Consider the following 18,110-nt stretch of genomic DNA (forward strand, 5'->3'; position numbering starts at 1 on the left):
TCGGCCGAAAGCAGATCTCTCAAGCCTTCCCTCTCAGCAGTCCCGAGGCTTGGATCACAGCACGATCAGAATGGCCCGGTCCCCCCACATTAACTGTCGGTGCTCGAGAATGCTGCGCAGACTGCCAGAGCCGCCGACGTCTTGATCCAGATCAACGCCCGGCAAAACCGTGACCTTCGCATAGACCCTGCCTCTCAACTGAGAGATATGCGGGGTCACCACGCGGACAGGCGCGTCCGGCGCGAGCGTTCCACGGATACGCTCTGCTTGTTTCTCACTAAGACAAATGATCAGTTCCGGGAGATACCGAAGCTCGCGCTCAGGTTTTGCCCAACCACAATAGAACTTACCAAGCCGGATCATGACGACTGCCTTTTGGGGGGGTATGCCGGATGAGACCCGCCTCTCGCGTTCCTGAACGCGCTGTGGCCGGTCCGCGCATCCAAGCTTATAGGGCGGCGAATAGGAGCACTGCGGCAATTGAGCTATACCCAATCATGAGGATGAAATCATTTTTCCAGTAACGTGTCATTTTTTAGCTCCAATGGCGAGTTTCTAGCTCATTGTTTACCCCAATTGCGGCGTAAATTGGCGGTAAGGAGGGCAATAAAGTGCCCCGGCACAATACCCTTCTCCATTCCTCATCCAAAGACTGTCCGAAAACTTGAGGCCCTCTAAGCCCTCTTTTGCTCGAGCGCCGCCAGCTGCGCCATCTCTTTGAAGAAAGCCGTCAGATCGATCCCCTTTTCCCCCAGTTGCTTAAGTGCATTCTGGATGACATTGTAGGCTTGGCGGTCCGATGAGAAGATCACGAAGGGCTCTTCTGGCGACAGCAAGCGCGTTAGCTTGTCCGACATAGAAAAGTCGGCCCCTGCATAGAGGCAAGTGAACACAAAGCGCACCCCCGGCATGTCCAACAATGCAAGCACGGGTGCCAGACCTTTAGGATCATTCGCCACTGCTGGATAGCGAGACCAAGCAGGCCGCGGATCGGACCATCCGACATCGCCCAGTTCATTGACATGAGCCGCGTAGGACTTGAGGTAGCCCAACAGAGCATCCCCCGCCTTCGCCAATTGAGCCGTCTTTTTTGCTGGAGTGTCTTTGCGATAATACACAACCGCCGCCCGGCCAAATTCCATCATATAGCCACCGAGGTCAAAACGTGCTCCCGCCATCCCCTGATGCTGGCCTGCCAGCGCCTTTTGCGCGGGCCTCTCTGGGGGCATGTAGACCGAAGGGTCTGCATTGATGGTCTGAGCAATCTTGATCGGTGTGCTGCGCATAAACTGTCCTCTTTTCAAAGGAAACTAGGGCAAGCTTATGGGCCTGCATAGCCAACAGCCCCGCACTTTATGTGGATAACCTAAGAATGCCCGCTATGGATCGCCGGATCGGAAACCCAAGGGCCGACGAGACGCGCCAAACGGGCACCGCGGGGAACTCACACAGGGCGCAACGCCCCGCTGTAACAGAACAACCCATTGTAAATAAACGGTTTATTCAGGTCGAAAAACGCCAGAATGGGCGTTTTACACCCTCTGTTACAAACATATTTAATGATTCCAATAACTTAGACTTTGTAACGCATTACGCCCACATATGTCTTAATATTAGCGCACAATGATCAATAGACCTGTCTGTCTCGCATATACACTTTTTCTATATTTCTGTAACAAACATATATATATCTATAAATAGCATAGATTTCAGACACTTACATGTGTTACTTAAAGTGTTACGGAGCCGTAACAGCGTTACACCGTTGTTTTTAATGGGTATTTTTTCAAATGGCCCCCTTCAGAAGCCATATCTGCCCCTCCGCCGGTCGCAAATGGACATTTTGCTTCCAACACCTCCACCCTCGACGCCATGAACTCGGTGCGTCAGTTGAGGTCCCCGATGGATGTCAGGCCCCTCCCCTCCGAGCTTGGTTTCACCAGGCCGGACAGTCGGCGGGAGGGAAATCCTAAGGTTTCGGCATTACCACTGTCGAATTCCGCAGACGTCCGCGACCACAAGATCAGAAATTTGGATAAGGGACCGCTCTAGCACTGGAACGCACGGAAAACAAAAGCGCGCAGTCAGGCCGTGCAGAGCATGACCCTAAAGCGCCGTTACTCCAGAAGGCCCTTGGAAGGCACCGCCCTTTCAGAAGAATTCAGGGCAGGGAAATCTACGATGAAGGTCGTCACCTCTCCTTCGGCAGTTTCAAATGTGATTTCGCCAAGATGCTGGTCAACGATCGCTTTCACAATGCTCATTGCCAGCCCATAGCCCTCATTGACCCGATAAGTGTCCCCGCGCGCAAAGGGTTTGAAAAGGGCCTTCTGAATATTGAGCGGCAATCCTGCGCCCTCGTCCTTTACATAGAAGCCCCGCCCCGTAGTGGTGAGACCCAGCTCTACCGTCCCACCCTTTGCGGATGCTTTGATAGCGTTTGTCACAAGATCGGATATCAGCCGTTCCACCCTGCCTTCATGCAATCGCAAAACGTGGTTCGGTGCATCTGAAGGCTTCAATTTGAGACCTATGCCATGGTTCTCGGCATAGGAGGTAAGTGTCTCGATTGCTCGAGCGAGCAAAGGCGCAAGGGGGGCTACAGCGCGGCCTGACGGTTCCTCCGCACGGAGCTGTTCGACGTCGAGTATGTCAGCAACCATCTCGTCGATACGCTGCGCATTGCGCAGTGCAAACCGTAGCAGTTTGTTTTTTGCGTCGTCCAGCCCCGGCTTTTGTGCATCCAGTAGCTCCAATGCACCGCGGAGCGCCGTCAGGGGGGTTTTTATGTCGTGGCTTACCGTGGCGATCATCTGATCTTTGGCATACTCAAAAGCACGCTGTTCAGTGACATCTCGGGTGACTGCCAAAAAGCCAAGTGTCTCGCCCCTGTCAGTTTCCACTTTGGCGGTAGAAGCAAGACCATCAAATGTGGTTCCATCAGCCCGACGGCAAGAAATTTCAAACTCGCCTCGCTTGCTTGATGTCTGAGGGTTGAATCTCTCCTTACCCGCGCGCTCATAGCCCTCAAGCGTCCCGTAAAGCACTGCTGTTTGCCGTCCCAGAATTTGGTGGGGCGCATAGCCAAAAAGCGCTTCCACAGCTGGGCTGACCATCGCGACACGGCGGTTGAGGCCAGTCAAAACGATTGCTTCAGGCACCGCATCAATCATCGCACTGAGCAACCCACGCTGTTCGCGCAGTTCCCGCCGCTCGGCATGCAGCTTCAACTCATTGCCCAACCAGCGCGCCAAAAAGGCGACGAACTCATACTCCTTGTTGCTGAAGGGTGCGTGCCGCGGCGCGCGGTCAGAAAAGTTCAACGTGCCGAAGAATTCATCTCCGCGCCGCAATGGGGCCCCTTATGTAGCTCTCTAAACCGAAGTTTTGATAGCAGGGACGGGAAGATATCTCTTGCCGCCCCGCATGATGGAATGCAGTCACGTCATCATTGTTAAGTGTGTGAAGACAGTAGGTATCATCTACACCAAAGGTGGCACCGGGCACCGGGGCCCAGTCAGGGCCATGGAGAAAAAACACTCGTAGATCGAGCCCTCTATCCGACTAACAATTCCAAGTTTGAGGCCCAAGGCATCGGCACCTAAGGCGAGCAGTCGCGCAACCTTATCCTTAAAAGAAAGCTCTGGCTCTACTGCGAGCTTATAGAGTTCACGAAGCGGATCATCAAAATTTGCAGGAGCATTTGGGAAATGGATCATTCGGAGCTTTTCCTCTGCTTCTGTTATACTGCGAACCACTTCAGTATTATCACCCCGCGTTCCAGCTTAGGTAAAGCAAGTCTTCTGAATGAGCGGCCTGATTGACGTAAGATCAAAAAGGCTGGCCATGATGTGGGTTACAAGATCGAGGCTTTAGCGGCACCCCTCCGATGCCCATGCCGTGGCGATCATTGAGACTCTGCATGCCCCTTACAGTCGTCGAGTGGAAATCATGCAGGCCGTGGCAATCGCAGGGGAACGCTGGACCCCTTCGGGCCCTTCGTTCAGGGGTTTGCACCTATTTCGCTGCGAGCCCCGCCTGGTGATCAGCTGGTAAAGTTGCACGCCCCAGAGCCCGTGATCCTGACGGAATTATCACCTTACCTGCCCGTCCGCCGATGAGCTGACCCTGCCCGCCCAGACGGTTCGCGTTCCCCATATCCTTATTAAAGAATGACACGGGGGCGTGGCCCGCGCTTTGCGGGAACATTCACCCCTGTGAAAAATACTCGTTTACAAACAGACACTTGGATGAGCGCCGCCAAGGTTATCCACATTAATTGAGGCCTCAAAATTTGCGCCATGCAGATCCGGCGCGCATCTTCGTTTCACCAAGGGCGCCCTACAGCGCTTTCACCCCAAACGCCAAATAGGCAAACAGAAAAGAAGAACGACAATGAAGAAGCTCAAAATGCTCACCACCGGCGAGAATATCTCCAACATCAAAGCCGCAGCAAAAAAGCTGGCCGCACAGGGCCTCACAACAAAGGCTGAAGCCCTTGCCGAAGCTGCAGTGAAACATGGCGCGCCCACGTGGGCCGAGCTCAAATCCCGCGGCTGGTCGCTCGACGAGGACGGCGATATCGGCGCGGCTGCCGCCTGCAAGATGCCGGGGGACAACTTCAAAATCCAGGTCTACTCCCCCCTTATGGATCTCGACGAGGATATTGATCTCGATGAGACCTGGAGCGTGAACGTGAGTCTTTCGACGCGCTACACCCCCTACCTCTACGTCAGCTTCGTCACGGCCTATGACGGCAGCAACTTTGATCTGGACGAGGGCCAGAAGGAGGCCTTCGAAAAAGCCATTGAGACCGGGTCGAAGGCCGATGCCATCGTGGCCCAGGCCGCCCTGATCGAAGACGTGTTGGGGTGGTTTGACAAAGATTGGGTTGAGATGACCACCGCAGATATCTGCAATCTGCGGCGCCTCGAGTTGGGCATCAAAGATGAGGACCTCTTTTGGCGCCGCCCTGATATTGGCGGCTATGGCAACGGTGAGCAGTGTCTCAAGGTCTATGACGCCGGTGACGGCACAATGCTGGTGTGCATCGAAGATTCCAATCTTTTTGAAGAGGACGAGGACCCTTACGGCTACATCACCTACAAACAGTACGATGACGTTGAGCACACACCGGACAATTATGCGCGGATGGAAAAGGCCTTTCTGATCGCGGCGGACATCCAGGTCCCCTTTGCGGGCAGCCGCTCACATATGGATCAGCCCTGGTAAATAAAGGCTTTCCACGTTCCTGCAGCGTCCTCTGCCCCCGCTCTTGCTTTTTCAGGCAGAGCGGGGGTTTGCCCCAGCCCCCCTGCATCGGTGCGGCGCGCACAGACCGTGACGTTATCCACATAAGAAGCCCCCACCGAACCTATTCATCTCAAAACCAGCGCGTAGCTCCCCCCTAGACACCCCAATAAGGAGCAGGCGCAAATCGCCAAACATGCCTATGCCAGATCAGATCAAACACAAACGCCGCCGTTCAAAGGCTGAACGCCAGGAGAGCGCCGCAACCTCCCGCACCTATGATGCGAACAAACGCGCACAGGGCTTGGTGCGCACCAGTCACTGGGTGGCCAAAGACGACCTTGCTGCCGTCAAATCCTTCATTGCCACCCGCGCGCAGCTGCGGCGCGACCGCCTGGCGCAGACACAGGCTTTTGCGCAGCTTGAAGCCTTGAAGCCCTTCAAAAAGCCCTCGCGCGGCTCAAAACACGACCCCCGCCAGACAAGCTTCAACTTCGACTAGGAAAGCTTGGTACCTTCCCTGAGAGCCCGTCTTGCCGCCCGCACCCATGTTATAATTTGCCCGAATTCCCGTAATAAGGGAACTGCATGTCCCAGACCGAAGCGATCAACAGCAGCAACGAGAACCCGCGCACCCGTCTTGCTCGCAGGCTGCGCATCGGTCTCTCAGGGGGGCTATTGGCGCTCACAACCTTTCCCGCCGGAAATCACTTGGCCGCTTTAGACAAGGCCTCTCACATGAGGTCTTCGCGCGCTCCTGCTACAACGCCTATTGCAAGCACGGATTTGAGCAGCACGACCCAACTGGCCAACCTCTTTTGCACGGATAAGGGCGTGTCCCCTCGATACGCCCCCTAATTGATCCCACCTATACCCGGGGTCCGTCCCGCCCGTGGCCCATCCCAGCACGGGGCATGACACCGCCAGCTCAGCACTGACATCAACGCTGATATCAACGCCACTGCAGAGATTGGCGAACTCAGCTAGACCAAGATGCCCGACAAAAGGGATGAGAAGCGCCCCACCCCCCCTGGGGTCTGGCCCAATCGTTGAAGGTATTCACGACGAGCCCAGAAGGCGGCATTCCGCGACGGCGACAGCGCAAGTGTACACCAACCCCCTCCAATCGACGGGGTTGGCGTACACTTAGCATATCTGAATGGCTCAGATGGAAGCTCAGTTTTAGGAGAAACCATGTCAGGTGCCGCAGCTCTGGATGCAAAGCACCACCAGTTTACGGGCAGGTCGACGACCCAGACCCGATCTTTGCTGACAAAACAATGCGAGCGCGGATCGCCGGGAGTTGCATCGTCAAGCCAGGCCATGAACACCTGCACAAAGCCGTCTTCAGTGGCATTGGGTACGGAATTATTCTGCGCGTAGGGGTGCCTAACGATGCCGGGGCATTGAAAGTGCTTGTCAGTGAACGCGCCGGCTAGCTTTTACAGCACAGAGAACTTTGGAGCATCGATTGGCGCGTGAGCTGGCGGGCCATGACCTCCCCACGAAGCTCGGCGGCCCCTAGTTTGGGAGGCTCGCAAAATGTCGCCGGGCCTCCAAAAAATTACATGGTATTATGTAATCGCTCCGTGTGTCGTCCTGCCTGTCTCGGGTAAGCGTCGGCGACAAGGGCCTTCGCCCAAATAATACGAGCCGGTTAGAGGCTACGCCTCACCGCCCCAGAAGGGCGCGGCTCGTTTGATCTTCTCGAAACACCGCCTTAGCAGGCTCTGCTGATGTCCCCTCTCAGGTCAGTGCTGACATCAGCGCTCTCGTCAGCACCCACTCCTGAAACCGGGGAGTTGTCGATCCCGCCTGCCCGCGGCCCATTCTTCCAAGATACGCCGGATTAGCTCCGGCCGCGTCGGCAGATCCTCCTCCGCCCGCCGCGCTTCATCTAACGCTTCTATCAGCGCTGTCGGCATGCGCACCATCACCGGCGCGGTATCTACTTTAGGGCGCCCACGTGATTTCATAATATTACCTATTGACAGACTGATTACTTGGTATCATATATAAACACATGGACGGCGGAGACGCAACTCCACCGTCCATGCTAACCGCAATGATCGTAAGGAGATCACAATGGCTGCTAAGACCTCTACCACCCCTACGCGCGCGGCTGAACCGCTCAATCGCTTGATCCGGCTCGATCGGCTGGAATTCCGCAAGCTCTTGGACCTTTATTTTGAAGCCCTGCGGGCGGATTGGGTGTATCATGAGACCCTGCAAAAGCTCGGCGGCAAAGCAGCGGCGGATCAAGGGCATGCCGCGGCTTCGGCTTGGTGCGCCTGCACAATGTCGCTTCGCCTCCTGCAGGACATGCGCACCGTCGACCCCGATCTCCGCGTGGCCGTCGAGGTTCTGCTCAAAACGTGCCCCGATCAGATGCCAAGCAGTGGGGGCCTCATGCGCTGCGCCACTGAAATGCTCGCGCTTGCAGACAAACACAAGCGCAGCACTTCGGACTTGCTGCCGCTCTTGGACGATGCGTTTTGCCTGATTGAGTCTTATCACGGCACCCAAGCGCTGATGTCAGCGCAGCGGTTTGCTTGATCCGAGGCAGGGTGGCCTGAGCGCTCTGATTCCTAGGCTTCAGGTCGCCCCCATCCCAATTTTACGCATCCTCGCACACCGGGCGCCGCGCTCTGTGCCAAAGGACCTGCACTTTCCCCAGGAGCTTTTCACATGCCTCTTAGCAAATTCACGTTTCCCTTTCCCATCGACGGTTCGTTCCAGCAGGTCTTCAAAGGTCCCCGCCCCGAACATTGGAAGCACGCCGCCACACAAAAAGGCTTTGAGCTCATCGGACGCGCCAAAGATCGCCTGCACGTCGTGCTGGGCTGCCATTCTTGCGGAGTTGCCACCCTGAAACGTGTCAGCGTCGTCTTAGGTCACAATCCAGAATGCCCGCATTGTATCCAAGCGCGGCGTGCGGCGGCGGCACGGGCCATCGCAGCCGAGCTAATCGGGGCGGACCCTGAAGGCAATCGCCATTACGGCCTCTTCCGGTTTGGCTGCGGCCACACAGATCGGCGTCAATATCACCGCGTCGAAGCCGCCGCGGCGGGCGGGCACCAAGCTAGCTGTTCTGAATGCATCGAAGAGCGCTATGCCGAGGAAGCGCAGTGCCAAGATTGGGAATTGGTCGGCCCCGCCCGGCGCAAGGGGCCGAACTATCGAAACTACCAACACACTTGCGGCCATTGCCAAGACGTGGCCGTCGTCAACATGCGCCACGGCGATCTGGATTGCGCCGGCTGTGGCGAAACTTGGGCGTCGAAACCCAGCGAGATCTATATCCTCGCATTCACGGTCCCTAACCTACCAGTGATCAAGCTCGGCTACAGCAGCAACTCCACGTTCCGCATGCGCCAGGTTCAGTATGATCCGGACCAGACACGCGGCTCTCTCCTGCGCAAGATCGACGTTGAGACTGGGCACCGTGCGATCTGCGTTGAAAAAGCCTTGCACAGCCATATTCGCCGCAACCGCCCCGATCTAATCGTGCCGCCGGAGCTCTTCCGCGACCACATCCGCACCACCAGCGAGATCTACCATCGCCACGGCAAGCCATATATCGAAGCGCTCTTAGATGCCGTCCAGAGTGGTTGGGACCCGCGCGTTCAGAGCGCTGCAGCTTAAGCGCTCGCGGAGGTCGCAGACCGGCGGCCTCCCTTCACCCTTTAATCCCGGGCTCTCGAGCAAGCCTCCTTTCTCTCCGACCACCCACGTCCTCGCTCGCTGGAGCCGCTTTTTGCGCTGCGTCGTTCTGGTGAGACATACCGAGCCGCAAGCCTTGCAGTCGGCCCATGGATACTCTCATGGGCACTTCCTTTCTCGCATCTCGACTAGCCCCTCCGCCGCCAATGACAGGAGCGTCGACCAAGCCCCGGAGCTCATATGGCTCCCCCACCGGGCAATAGGAAGCGTCAATGCCTGCACATCGACGCATTCTCTAAAGCGAAGGCATCGTACCTGATTTATGAGATTGCCAGCTTGGGACGGCTGCCGCTGTTCATTGATGTCAAGCTATGGGCCTAGGGCCCTGTCCGGGCAGACGGGGCACAAGGTTCTCAAATAAGCTCAATAACTGCAGTGAGAGGCATGGCCCGTTGGTTAATATCTCAGAGAAGCGCACATCTTCGAGTAACTCCAAAGAAATTATGAAAGCCCAAATAATCGAACTTGCCATTAGCCGGTTCTTACGCCAGATTTGTGGCATGACAACCAAGCTGCGCATCAACGAAATTTACTTCCGAATACCTGGCTGACTTTAGCCAAGTATTTGGGAGTGCGCAGGTGCGGCGATGGGATTTATAAACCCGTTCGAGCAGTAGATGACTGTCATAGCGAGAGTTCGAGTCTCTCCATTCCTACCAAATCAAACGAGACTGAGAAGCTATATGACTCAAGCGATTGCATTGGCGGTCGTGCAGGAGACGATTGCTGCCAGGCACCCTAGCAAATCAATCGAACTCAGCGCGCAGGTCCATCATATTAGGCACGACGATGTCGCCTTTATCGATGTCTACGGATGCGATAACGCTGAAGAACGGAGATCAATTAGAACAGAAGCTGTAATGTTGTTGCGGGATCTCGGCATCCATGTCGAGCTGATTGGAAATCACGACGTTTTTACGATCTCTCCGGATTTTTCAGATCCTGCCACGCTGAGAGATTGCCGGAGCAGGTTGGCTAAGCAGTATGGCACAACAAAGCGCGAGCAGATCAGGAACGATATCGAATTGGCTATACTCAGCGACCCGACTCCAGCAGGTTATGTCTATGTCGACTTTGAGGGCATCAGCCCCCGCATCCTCGCCCGCACCGAAGACAAGGCTACATTTGTAGCCTACGCAGACCGGATTCTAAGTATCTTCCGGGCGCTGCACGGAGAGTTTCGCGCGGATCCTGCATTAAGCATGCGTGGCATGACATTTAGCATCAACACCACAGTAGTATCAAACGAACAGAGAGCCGCAGCTCGCCGCGCACTGACTGTCCGCCTCGCAGAGGCTGGCTACTCAAAAGAGCAGGTCGAACAACTTATTCCGCCCTCGCAAGTTGGAGTAGAAACCATCTCGGAGTACGCAATGCGCATTCTGGGGGATGATCCTCCTCCTCCGCCACGGATCCCTAAGCCGCGACGGCGTTCCCAGCCGCCAAGATCCAGGCCTCCGAATGACGTTACGTGATGCATCGGCGAATTTATTTGAACCCTGATCATTACGCGCATTTGCGGTAAGAGTATCAAAATGAGCGATGAATTGTTCGCATCCGGTGTCGCCCACATTGAGGTGCAGTGTTGAAAGTGCGGCTACACTGTTATGCGCAGATACGATGGACGTTCCGGCTGGAATACGCGGCACCAGTTTGAGCATCGAGTCACTTGCCGGAGCGGCACAGGATGGCCCCACGGGCCATGGTTTCCCGGAGAGGGCCCCAGAACAATATGATGTCGCTAAGTCGGTATATTGGACAAATCCGGCCTGCTAAGTTGGTAAATTGGACATTTGCTGCAGATGAGCTTCTAATTGCACGCTATTACCGTGGCGTGCGAGAGCCAGAGCATGGCTTTACACTTTTATAGATATTCGCGCCCGCATCACCAGTTCTACCACCCCCGGGGGAAATCTGTTACCATCCATCCATGTTTACAGATGATGTACTCAAGGTAATTGAACCGCGGTTCGGGTCGGCCCAGCTGGCCTATGCATGGTATCGATCAGAGCCCCTACCAGGGCTTGGCGGCCGCACTGCAATGCAGCTTGTTGAAGAGGACAGGGCACGAGAGGTTTTAGAATATCTCGATGCGGTTGATGCGGGCGTCTACACATGATGACCGCTCAAGCTCTGATCGCGATCTTTAGCATATTGGGTAGCATCGCCGCGCTCTATCTTGCTAAGAGGGCGCACGACCGCTCCTTTAGGGCGACCGAGCCCGACGAGGAGCTGGTAAAACGCTTTGTCGAGAGTGCCCCGGTGTACCGCCTCAAAGATATCACTTCGGAAGATAACTTTGAGGACATCATAATAAATCATCCAACACTAGGGCCCCGCGACGCCCGAACTGTCTACGAGCGATTGCGGACGATGTATGTGTACCAAGCTCAACAGAAAGGGTGGTACTTGGGTGAGGGCAGCGTGGATTACAGGGTCGCTAAACGCATGTTGGCAGATGGATGGATCGAGGCTGATGTTGCTAGAGCGATACGCGAGCGCAGCCCAAATATCGAAGATCGATACCGCGATCCTGATGAGTACGCAGTGCGAACTGCTAAGTTCGCACGGGGCGAACTCGTGCGCAAAGACGAAAATTTCCGAAGATGGCTGGGCGGATGACCGGGCTATAAGAGAGGTGACTTTTTGACCGCAGAACCCGTCTGGTCAAGCATAGCAGTGTACACGGAATGCCGGCTGCACCAGGATCTGATGACCGAAACTGTCAGAATTTCTCAACTTAGGACGTTGTCTGAACCTAGGCATGCAGGTCACGCAGGATGATCAAGTTTGTAAGCGCGTCGACGATTTCGGAGGGCTTCAGCTTTTGTCTCTCTCGGGGACTATCATGAATTCCCGACTTAACTCCTGAAAGCCCTCCCATCCTATGTGGGCGATGCCCAAGATCACGTGGCCAGACCGGAATGCGATACTCAGGACTCAGACCGGAACACGCGCCATCGTTCAGCCAGGGCCGCCCACACTTTGGACGTTTCATGGGCACCGTGAGTCCCATACGTCGCCCTAGGCGTTCGCCATGCTTGTCCTAAACCTGCCAATCCGTATTTATCTGCAGGGCCGCGATCCGACGATAGCCATACTGGTTGAACTGGCGCTTCAGCTAAATGGCGTCCGCGGCGATAAGGGTGGCCGCCTTATGACGGCCGCATCTGTTTGTGTATGCGCCACGAAGGACCAAGGCTCCGCGCCCGAAGGGGCACAAGTCCCATAGCCAGGCTCAATGACTGTAGTGACAGGCCGATGCCGCCCGCCAATATCTCAGACAAAAGTGTTCATTGATAAGGACAAAGGGCCGTAACGCTGTAACAGCACCGTTATGGAATCTGTTACGTGTTAAGTAAATGTTTTTATTTATATATATAGGTTCCATAACGCTGCAACAGGAAATCCCCGTAAGAATGTGCTCAAATCGCGGTGAGATTCCTGTTTTGATATTGGACATATTGGACCGACTGGACAGCATTGTTTCTAAACAGCAAAAACATTGGCCACGGTCCCGCTGTCCTAGAACTAGCTGCGAGAACTTGCTTGGACCACGCAGCAGGGAGACCTGCACCAAGTTCGGGATTTGACGTTCCGCTGATCTCCTACGGGCTATAGGGGATTGTCGCATTAACGAGGCCCCCAGCGGCGATCATTATTTGGAGGTCGAGCATGCCATGCAAATCGCCGCTCAAGCGACATCGCTTTCCCAAGAAATCATTCCCTGCGCTGTCCGTTGGCATCTGCGATATCCGTTGTCCTACCAAGTTTTTCACCCGTTCACGGTCTTAGCGAATTAACCCAACCGTCCCTCACGGACTGCCTTTGGTTGCTGCCCTGCGGGCTAGGGTTATGCGGTAACGCGCCAGTCCGATGATTTGCCGGTCGGTCTGCAAATTCTAGGCGAGATGGCCTCAGGTGACACGATATCCTCCCAAGTAATTATGATCGATGTCAGATTACGCCGACTTAAAAATCTGCTATCATCAGCAATGGATGCAAATGATGTGCTCGCAAAGATCGAAGCACCTGTTGAGAGCCAAGCATTACCTCACGCATGATATTTCTCAGTGCTTCGCCAGGCTTTGATGACAAGACGAGGATGCTGATGGTTGAAGCAGGTAAGACCCAGCAAGTCATCAATGCGGTTGATGCTGGCGCTCTCACATGATGTCGTCAAATCGGGAGGGCCAAGGTTATGTGTAAATCGGCCGATATCATCCAGCGCAGAGCCGCCAGCCGCCATGAGGCGGCGCTATCGGCGTGGTTTTTGATCAAGTCGGAACTTGCAGCTACAGGTCTGGAAGCGAAACTGTTTGGCTCCCTAGCCAAGGGGAACTTTAGAAGCCATTCCGATATCGATCTGATGGTCAGGTTGGGGGGTAGCGGGATGTCCAGATCCGCTGTCGAGCGTATCGTCAACGAGGCATCAGGTGATATCCCGGTTGATCTGTTTTTCGAAGAAGACCTCACGCAGTCAGACCTAGAGTCTTTCGTTGGTATCTGAATTTCTTTCGCCACTCAGTTTGTAGATGCGGTACCGGTCGGCCTCAAGTGACGCGATTTCCGAGCAAGAAACCGACGACGATGTGTAAGCTCGCCGAAGACGATTAATCTCTGTCATCGGCGAGGGGGCTGCTAGCCAAGGGTCAGTTGGTCGACAAACCAGTTTCAGAGCAGGTTCCGATTTCTGCGCCAGTGCGATGAACGAACGCTGATCGAAATCCCCCGGCTCAAGCAGGATTTTTCTATTCCAAATCATAGCCGAGGGGAAGCACGCCCAACATCGGCGCAGAGAACAGAGCGCGGCGCACTACGGCAGGGTGATCTTTGTCCAATGCAGCAAACCCAAGGTCGAATTGCCGTGAGCAAAGGTGGCGCAGCACCGTATGGGAGCTTCTTGTGTGCAAAGATACGGAGATCCCGGGATGATCAGCCGTAAACTCGGTAATGACGTAGGGTAAGAGTTTCGAAGCCAGCGCTGGCATTCCCGCAATCAGCAAACTGCTGATTAGAAAGTCTCGGATGTTTTGAATAACGCGGGAAATCTCCACCCTCCCGACAAAGGCCCCTCAATCAAACGTTGACCCACGCAAATCCGCCCCAAACCACAGCCTTAATGAGCGATACATATCATCATTGACTTAATGAAAGTTTACTTTCATTCTCGGCGTAATGAGAATTTCGGAGGCTCCGTTGCACACCTCAATCAGAGCTCAGCTAGAAGGTGTCTTCGAAGAAGGGACCAAAGCAGACCGTCTTTTGGCCCGATACATGCTGGATTCTTGGGTAGGATTGCCGTTTGAAACCGCCGCCAGCATCGCGCGGTCGGTAAAGGTGAGCGAAGCCACCGTCGGGCGGTTCTGCCGTTCCATCGGCTATGATAGCTTTCGCGACCTGAAGGATCACCTCAAGCACGATATGGGCGACGACCCATGGCTGATGTCCGATCGTCTGCAAGAGATGCGCAAGGACGGCGGTGTCGACAGCGCGCAACTTAACCAAGGGCTGCAGCTCGAAATCGCAGCGCTTGTCGGCATCTATGAGTTAGCAAACAGCGCCGAATGGCAGCAAGAAGCAGAGCGATTAGCGCAGACTGCACATGTTTTCGTTGCCGGTTTTCAGACAGAACGCGGTCTTGCTCAGTATTTCGCCAACCAAATGCAATATGTTCGCGACGGCGTCACGCTGATTGACCTCGCGGCTGGGAACTTCGCCGAGATCTTGTTGACCGACCGCCCTGCCCATCTCGTGATCTTCGAGGCACGGCGCTATTCGGTCTTGGCCAAGAGCCTCGCTGAAGAGGCCCGCGCGGCGGGGGTGACGGTCACCCTCATTACAGATGTCTTTTGCGACTGGGGCCATGAGGCGGCGGATCAGGTGTTCGCGGTGCCCACGCAGTTCAACCAATTCTGGGACTCGACAGCCCAGATGGCGAGCCTGTCCAACCTGTTGATCCACAGCGTCTTTCTACAGCTTGGATCCGAGGTGGAAGGCAGGCTCAACCGGATTGCCGATCTCTATGGTCGCTTTACCGGCCATGTCGACCGCCCTGCACGTCAGGGGGCCAAACGAAAAAACGGCACCGAAAAACCCAACAGGAGTGAACACGATGACACCTAAACTCAAACTGACCACGGCGCTTTCGACGCTGGCCGTCGCCGCCAGCCTTTCTACCGGCGCCTTTGCCGAGACATTGCGCTTAGGCACGGAAGGCGCCTACCCTCCGTTCAACTACATCGAAGCGGACGGCAAGATCGCCGGTTTCGATGTCGAGATCGGTCAGGAACTTTGCAAGCGGATCGGCGAGGAATGCGAAGTCGTTGCGCAGGATTGGGATGGGATCATTCCGGGGCTGCTGGCGAACAAATACGACTTCATCATCGCGTCGATGTTCATCACTGAAGAGCGTAAGAAGCAGGTGGATTTCACTGACCCTTACTACCTCGCCGCGATGACGAATGTCGTGCCCAAGGGCTCCGACATCACCGAATTCACCAATGAAGCCCTCGCCGACAAGGTTATTGGCGCACAGTCCGGCACCACGCAGGCCGATTATATCGAAGCGACCTACCCGGATGCGGATGTGCGGCTGTATCCAACGCAGGATGAGGTCAACCTCGACATGGCCAGTGGCCGGATCGACATGCAGGTCGGTGACATGCTGCCGATGCTGGACTGGACGACCAAGACCGAAGACGGCGCCTGCTGCGAGTTGGCCGGCGATCCGATCACCGATCCGGCCTTTGTCGGTGAGGGCGTGGGCATCGCGCTGCGTCAGGAAGACGACGAATTGCGTGAAAAGCTGAACGCCGCCTTGGCCGAGATGCGCGCTGATGGGACTTATAAAACCATCAACGACAAGTATTTCGACATCGACGTTTACACGATGAAATGATGACAACGTTCCCCCAGCTGGAAATCCTGCATGTTTGAGTTGCTCTCTTACGGCGATGCCGGCTGGGGGGATGAAATCCTCGCGGGTTTGGCGATCACGATGCAGCTTGCCATCGTGACGCTGCCCATCGGTCTGCTGATCGGCTTTGTCGCGGCCTTTGCCTCCATGTCGCGCCATGCGGGACTGCGGGCAATTGGTTTTGGCTACACCACGATCATGCGCGGCCTGCCCGAGATCCTAACACTCTTTGTGGTCTACAATGGCGTCGGACTTTTGCTAAACAAACTGGCTGTCTGGTGGAATCCGGGCGGCACCAATATCGAGTTCAGCCCCTTTGCCGCCGGGGTGACAGCGCTTGCCATGGTCTTTGGCGCCTTTGCGGGCGAAGTGCTGCGCGGCGCCTTCCAATCGCTCGACGAAGGGCAGATGGAAGCGGGCCGGGCGATCGGCATGTCACCGCGCAAAATCTTCTTTCGTATCCGCCTACCGCAGGTCTGGCGATTTGCCCTGCCCGGCCTTGGGAATCTGTGGATCAACATGCTGAAAGATACAGCGCTGGTATCAATCATCGCACTGGACGACCTGATGCGCATGACCAAGGTTGCCGTGGGTGTGACCAAACAGCCCTTCACCTTCTACCTGCTGGCCTGCCTGGTCTACTGGGCGCTCTGCGTCCTGTCGGAAGTGGTGCTGGCCCATATGGAACGCCGCGCCAATCGCGGCATTCGGAGGGTCTGAGATGAACCCGTTTGACATCATGATCGAATATTGGCCGCGCCTGCTTGATGGCACTTTGATGACCCTCAAGCTGACCTTTATGGGCGCCTTCATTGCGGCCCTCTTCTCCCCCGGCCTTGCCCTGATCCGCGCCAATACGAGCCCTATCGCGCAGGCTCCCCTGCGGCTCTATATCTCCTTCATGCGCGGCACGCCAATCTTGGGGCAATTGTTTTTGATCTACTACGGCTCCGGCCAGTTCCGCCCCTTCTTGCAAGACTGGGGCCTCTGGGGGTTTTTCCGTGATCCGTTCAATTGTGCGCTCTTGGCCTTTGCGCTGAACTCGACAGCCTATCAGACAGAGATCCTGCGCGGCGGCATCATGGGCGTGGCACGCGGAGAAATTGAGGCCGCCAAGGCTATCGGCATGACCCGCCTGCAAATCCTGCGCCGGGTGACTTTCCCCCATGCATACCGCATTGCATGGCCGGCGCTTGGCAATGAGATCATCCTGCTCATGAAGGCCAGCGCACTGGCCAGCGTTGTCACCGTCTTCGACATCATGGGCCGCACGCGGCAGATCTTCTCGCGCACATTCGACTTCTCGATCTATCTCTGGGCCGCGCTGATTTACCTCTGCATCACCGCGATCTTTGTGCTGCTCTGGAGACAGGGCGAGACACGTCTGAGCCGTCACATTGGTCCGCGCAACACGGGCCGCTCTATTCTCTCCCCTCCGGAAGGACCAAAGCCATGAGCGAGGCCGACATTATCCTGAAAGCCGAAGATATCTGCAAATCCTTCGGCGCTGTGGAGGTGCTCAAGGGCATCTCACTCGAAGCGCGGGAGGGCGATGTGATCTCGATCCTCGGCTCATCCGGCTCTGGCAAAAGCACCTTTCTGCGCTGTCTGAATTTCCTCGAAACCCCCACGTCCGGCACGGTCAGCGTGCATGGCGAGGAAATCCAGGTGCGCGATGGCAAGCCGCTGAACGCGCGTCATATCGAAACGGTGCGCAGCCGCTTGGGCATGGTGTTTCAACAGTTCAATCTGTGGAGTCACCGCACCGCCTTGGAAAACGTGATGGAAGGCCCGGTGCAGGTCAAAGGCACGCCGAAGCCGAAAGCCCGCGCCGCCGCCCAAGCGCTCTTGGAGCGGGTCGGACTACAGGACCGGATGGATATGTATCCCTCCCAGTTGTCTGGTGGGCAGCAGCAGCGCGTGGCAATCGCGCGGGCGCTGGCGATGGAGCCTGATGCGATCCTTTTCGACGAACCAACCAGCGCGCTCGACCCGGAACTAGTGGGCGAAGTGCTGAAGGTCATGCAATCACTCGCCGCAGAAGGGCGCACTATGATCGTCGTCACCCATGAGATGGCCTTTGCCCGCGATGTCTCCTCCGACGTGGTGTTCCTGCATGAAGGCCGCATCGCCGAGCGCGGCAGCCCTGAGCAGATGTTCACCAATCCGCAAACCGAAGTCTTTCAGCGTTTTATCGCCAATGTGAAGTAACGCCCTG

The 18,110-nt window shown here is 55.9% G+C and carries 17 protein-coding genes, 1 tRNA gene and 2 pseudogenes; 14 read left to right on the forward strand and 6 right to left on the reverse strand.

Going from position 1 to position 18,110, the window contains the following annotated elements; all coding sequences use genetic code 11:
• Nucleotides 1–54: 54 nt before the first annotated feature.
• The 3 genes from DSM14862_RS20110 to DSM14862_RS20120 form a co-directional block, all read right to left on the reverse strand.
• Nucleotides 55–363, reverse strand: a complete 309-nt coding sequence (locus tag DSM14862_RS20110; RefSeq protein ID WP_007120975.1) for a phospholipase D-like domain-containing protein — start codon at nucleotides 361–363, stop codon at nucleotides 55–57.
• Between the two features lie 311 nt (nucleotides 364–674).
• Nucleotides 675–1,286 carry a hypothetical protein gene (locus DSM14862_RS20115; RefSeq protein WP_007120974.1) on the reverse strand — a complete coding sequence of 204 codons (612 nt, stop codon included), beginning with the start codon at nucleotides 1,284–1,286 and terminating at the stop codon, nucleotides 675–677.
• 831 nt (nucleotides 1,287–2,117) lie between these two features.
• A complete protein-coding gene (locus DSM14862_RS20120; RefSeq protein ID WP_007120973.1) occupies nucleotides 2,118–3,353 on the reverse strand; it encodes a PAS domain-containing sensor histidine kinase in 1,236 nt (411 codons plus the stop codon).
• A 1,042-nt stretch (nucleotides 3,354–4,395) separates the two neighbouring features.
• Here DSM14862_RS20120 and DSM14862_RS20125 point away from each other — a divergent pair.
• Nucleotides 4,396–5,232, forward strand: a complete 837-nt coding sequence (locus DSM14862_RS20125; RefSeq protein ID WP_007120971.1) for a hypothetical protein — start codon at nucleotides 4,396–4,398, stop codon at nucleotides 5,230–5,232.
• A gap of 214 nt (nucleotides 5,233–5,446) precedes the next feature.
• Complete coding sequence (locus tag DSM14862_RS20130) at nucleotides 5,447–5,752, forward strand: hypothetical protein (protein WP_131541706.1); 306 nt, start codon at nucleotides 5,447–5,449, stop codon at nucleotides 5,750–5,752.
• Nucleotides 5,753–7,025: 1,273 nt separating this feature from the next.
• Here the strand turns inward: DSM14862_RS20130 and DSM14862_RS20135 are convergent.
• The gene (locus tag DSM14862_RS20135; protein ID WP_322790858.1) at nucleotides 7,026–7,226 is read right to left on the reverse strand and encodes a ribbon-helix-helix protein, CopG family; all 201 of its coding nucleotides are present in this window, start codon (nucleotides 7,224–7,226) and stop codon (nucleotides 7,026–7,028) included.
• Between the two features lie 109 nt (nucleotides 7,227–7,335).
• Between DSM14862_RS20135 and DSM14862_RS20140 the strand changes: the two genes are divergently transcribed.
• The 6 genes and pseudogenes from DSM14862_RS20140 (at nucleotide 7,336) to DSM14862_RS20165 (ending at nucleotide 11,595) form a co-directional block, all read left to right on the forward strand.
• A complete protein-coding gene (locus DSM14862_RS20140; protein WP_007120968.1) occupies nucleotides 7,336–7,806 on the forward strand; it encodes a hypothetical protein in 471 nt (156 codons plus the stop codon).
• A 132-nt stretch (nucleotides 7,807–7,938) separates the two neighbouring features.
• Nucleotides 7,939–8,895, forward strand: coding sequence for a hypothetical protein (locus tag DSM14862_RS20145; RefSeq protein WP_007120967.1), 957 nt, complete (start codon nucleotides 7,939–7,941; stop codon nucleotides 8,893–8,895).
• A 645-nt stretch (nucleotides 8,896–9,540) separates the two neighbouring features.
• A tRNA-OTHER gene (locus DSM14862_RS20150) sits at nucleotides 9,541–9,632 on the forward strand.
• 24 nt (nucleotides 9,633–9,656) lie between these two features.
• Nucleotides 9,657–10,448 carry a hypothetical protein gene (locus DSM14862_RS20155; protein ID WP_007120964.1) on the forward strand — a complete coding sequence of 264 codons (792 nt, stop codon included), beginning with the start codon at nucleotides 9,657–9,659 and terminating at the stop codon, nucleotides 10,446–10,448.
• Between the two features lie 467 nt (nucleotides 10,449–10,915).
• Nucleotides 10,916–11,092: pseudogene (locus DSM14862_RS20160) on the forward strand (MbcA/ParS/Xre antitoxin family protein); the annotation flags it as partial.
• Complete coding sequence (locus tag DSM14862_RS20165) at nucleotides 11,089–11,595, forward strand: hypothetical protein (RefSeq protein ID WP_007120963.1); 507 nt, start codon at nucleotides 11,089–11,091, stop codon at nucleotides 11,593–11,595. The pseudogene DSM14862_RS20160 and the gene DSM14862_RS20165, both read left to right, overlap by 4 nt.
• Before the next feature lie 282 nt (nucleotides 11,596–11,877).
• Here the strand turns inward: DSM14862_RS20165 and DSM14862_RS21980 are convergent.
• Nucleotides 11,878–12,094 (reverse strand): annotated as a pseudogene (locus tag DSM14862_RS21980) (IS3 family transposase); the annotation flags it as partial.
• Nucleotides 12,095–13,174: 1,080 nt separating this feature from the next.
• On the opposite strand from DSM14862_RS21980, the gene DSM14862_RS21985 reads away from it, so the two are divergent.
• Nucleotides 13,175–13,483 (forward strand): nucleotidyltransferase domain-containing protein, encoded by a 309-nt coding sequence (locus DSM14862_RS21985; protein WP_007121286.1) that lies wholly within the window; start codon nucleotides 13,175–13,177, stop codon nucleotides 13,481–13,483.
• A gap of 241 nt (nucleotides 13,484–13,724) precedes the next feature.
• Here DSM14862_RS21985 and DSM14862_RS21990 read toward each other — a convergent pair whose 3' ends face one another.
• Nucleotides 13,725–14,030, reverse strand: coding sequence for a LysR substrate-binding domain-containing protein (locus DSM14862_RS21990; RefSeq protein WP_131541715.1), 306 nt, complete (start codon nucleotides 14,028–14,030; stop codon nucleotides 13,725–13,727).
• Between the two features lie 121 nt (nucleotides 14,031–14,151).
• Here DSM14862_RS21990 and DSM14862_RS20175 point away from each other — a divergent pair, with 121 nt between their 5' ends.
• From DSM14862_RS20175 to DSM14862_RS20195, 5 genes are read left to right on the forward strand one after another with little or no spacing between them, the layout of a single operon-like run.
• Nucleotides 14,152–15,099, forward strand: a complete 948-nt coding sequence (locus DSM14862_RS20175; RefSeq protein WP_083804606.1) for a MurR/RpiR family transcriptional regulator — start codon at nucleotides 14,152–14,154, stop codon at nucleotides 15,097–15,099.
• On the forward strand, nucleotides 15,089–15,874 hold the full coding sequence (locus tag DSM14862_RS20180; RefSeq protein ID WP_243254639.1) for an ABC transporter substrate-binding protein: 786 nt from the start codon (nucleotides 15,089–15,091) through the stop codon (nucleotides 15,872–15,874). Before DSM14862_RS20175 ends, DSM14862_RS20180 begins: the two co-directional genes overlap by 11 nt.
• A gap of 30 nt (nucleotides 15,875–15,904) precedes the next feature.
• On the forward strand, nucleotides 15,905–16,612 hold the full coding sequence (locus tag DSM14862_RS20185) for an ABC transporter permease (RefSeq protein ID WP_007121281.1): 708 nt from the start codon (nucleotides 15,905–15,907) through the stop codon (nucleotides 16,610–16,612).
• A 1-nt stretch (nucleotide 16,613) separates the two neighbouring features.
• Nucleotides 16,614–17,348 carry an ABC transporter permease gene (locus tag DSM14862_RS20190; protein ID WP_007121280.1) on the forward strand — a complete coding sequence of 245 codons (735 nt, stop codon included), beginning with the start codon at nucleotides 16,614–16,616 and terminating at the stop codon, nucleotides 17,346–17,348.
• On the forward strand, nucleotides 17,345–18,103 hold the full coding sequence (locus DSM14862_RS20195) for an ABC transporter ATP-binding protein (protein ID WP_007121279.1): 759 nt from the start codon (nucleotides 17,345–17,347) through the stop codon (nucleotides 18,101–18,103). The genes DSM14862_RS20190 and DSM14862_RS20195 overlap by 4 nt, the downstream gene beginning before the upstream one ends.
• Nucleotides 18,104–18,110 lie beyond the last annotated feature (7 nt).

The organism is Sulfitobacter indolifex (genome assembly GCF_022788655.1).
Lineage (GTDB): Bacteria > Pseudomonadota > Alphaproteobacteria > Rhodobacterales > Rhodobacteraceae > Sulfitobacter > Sulfitobacter indolifex.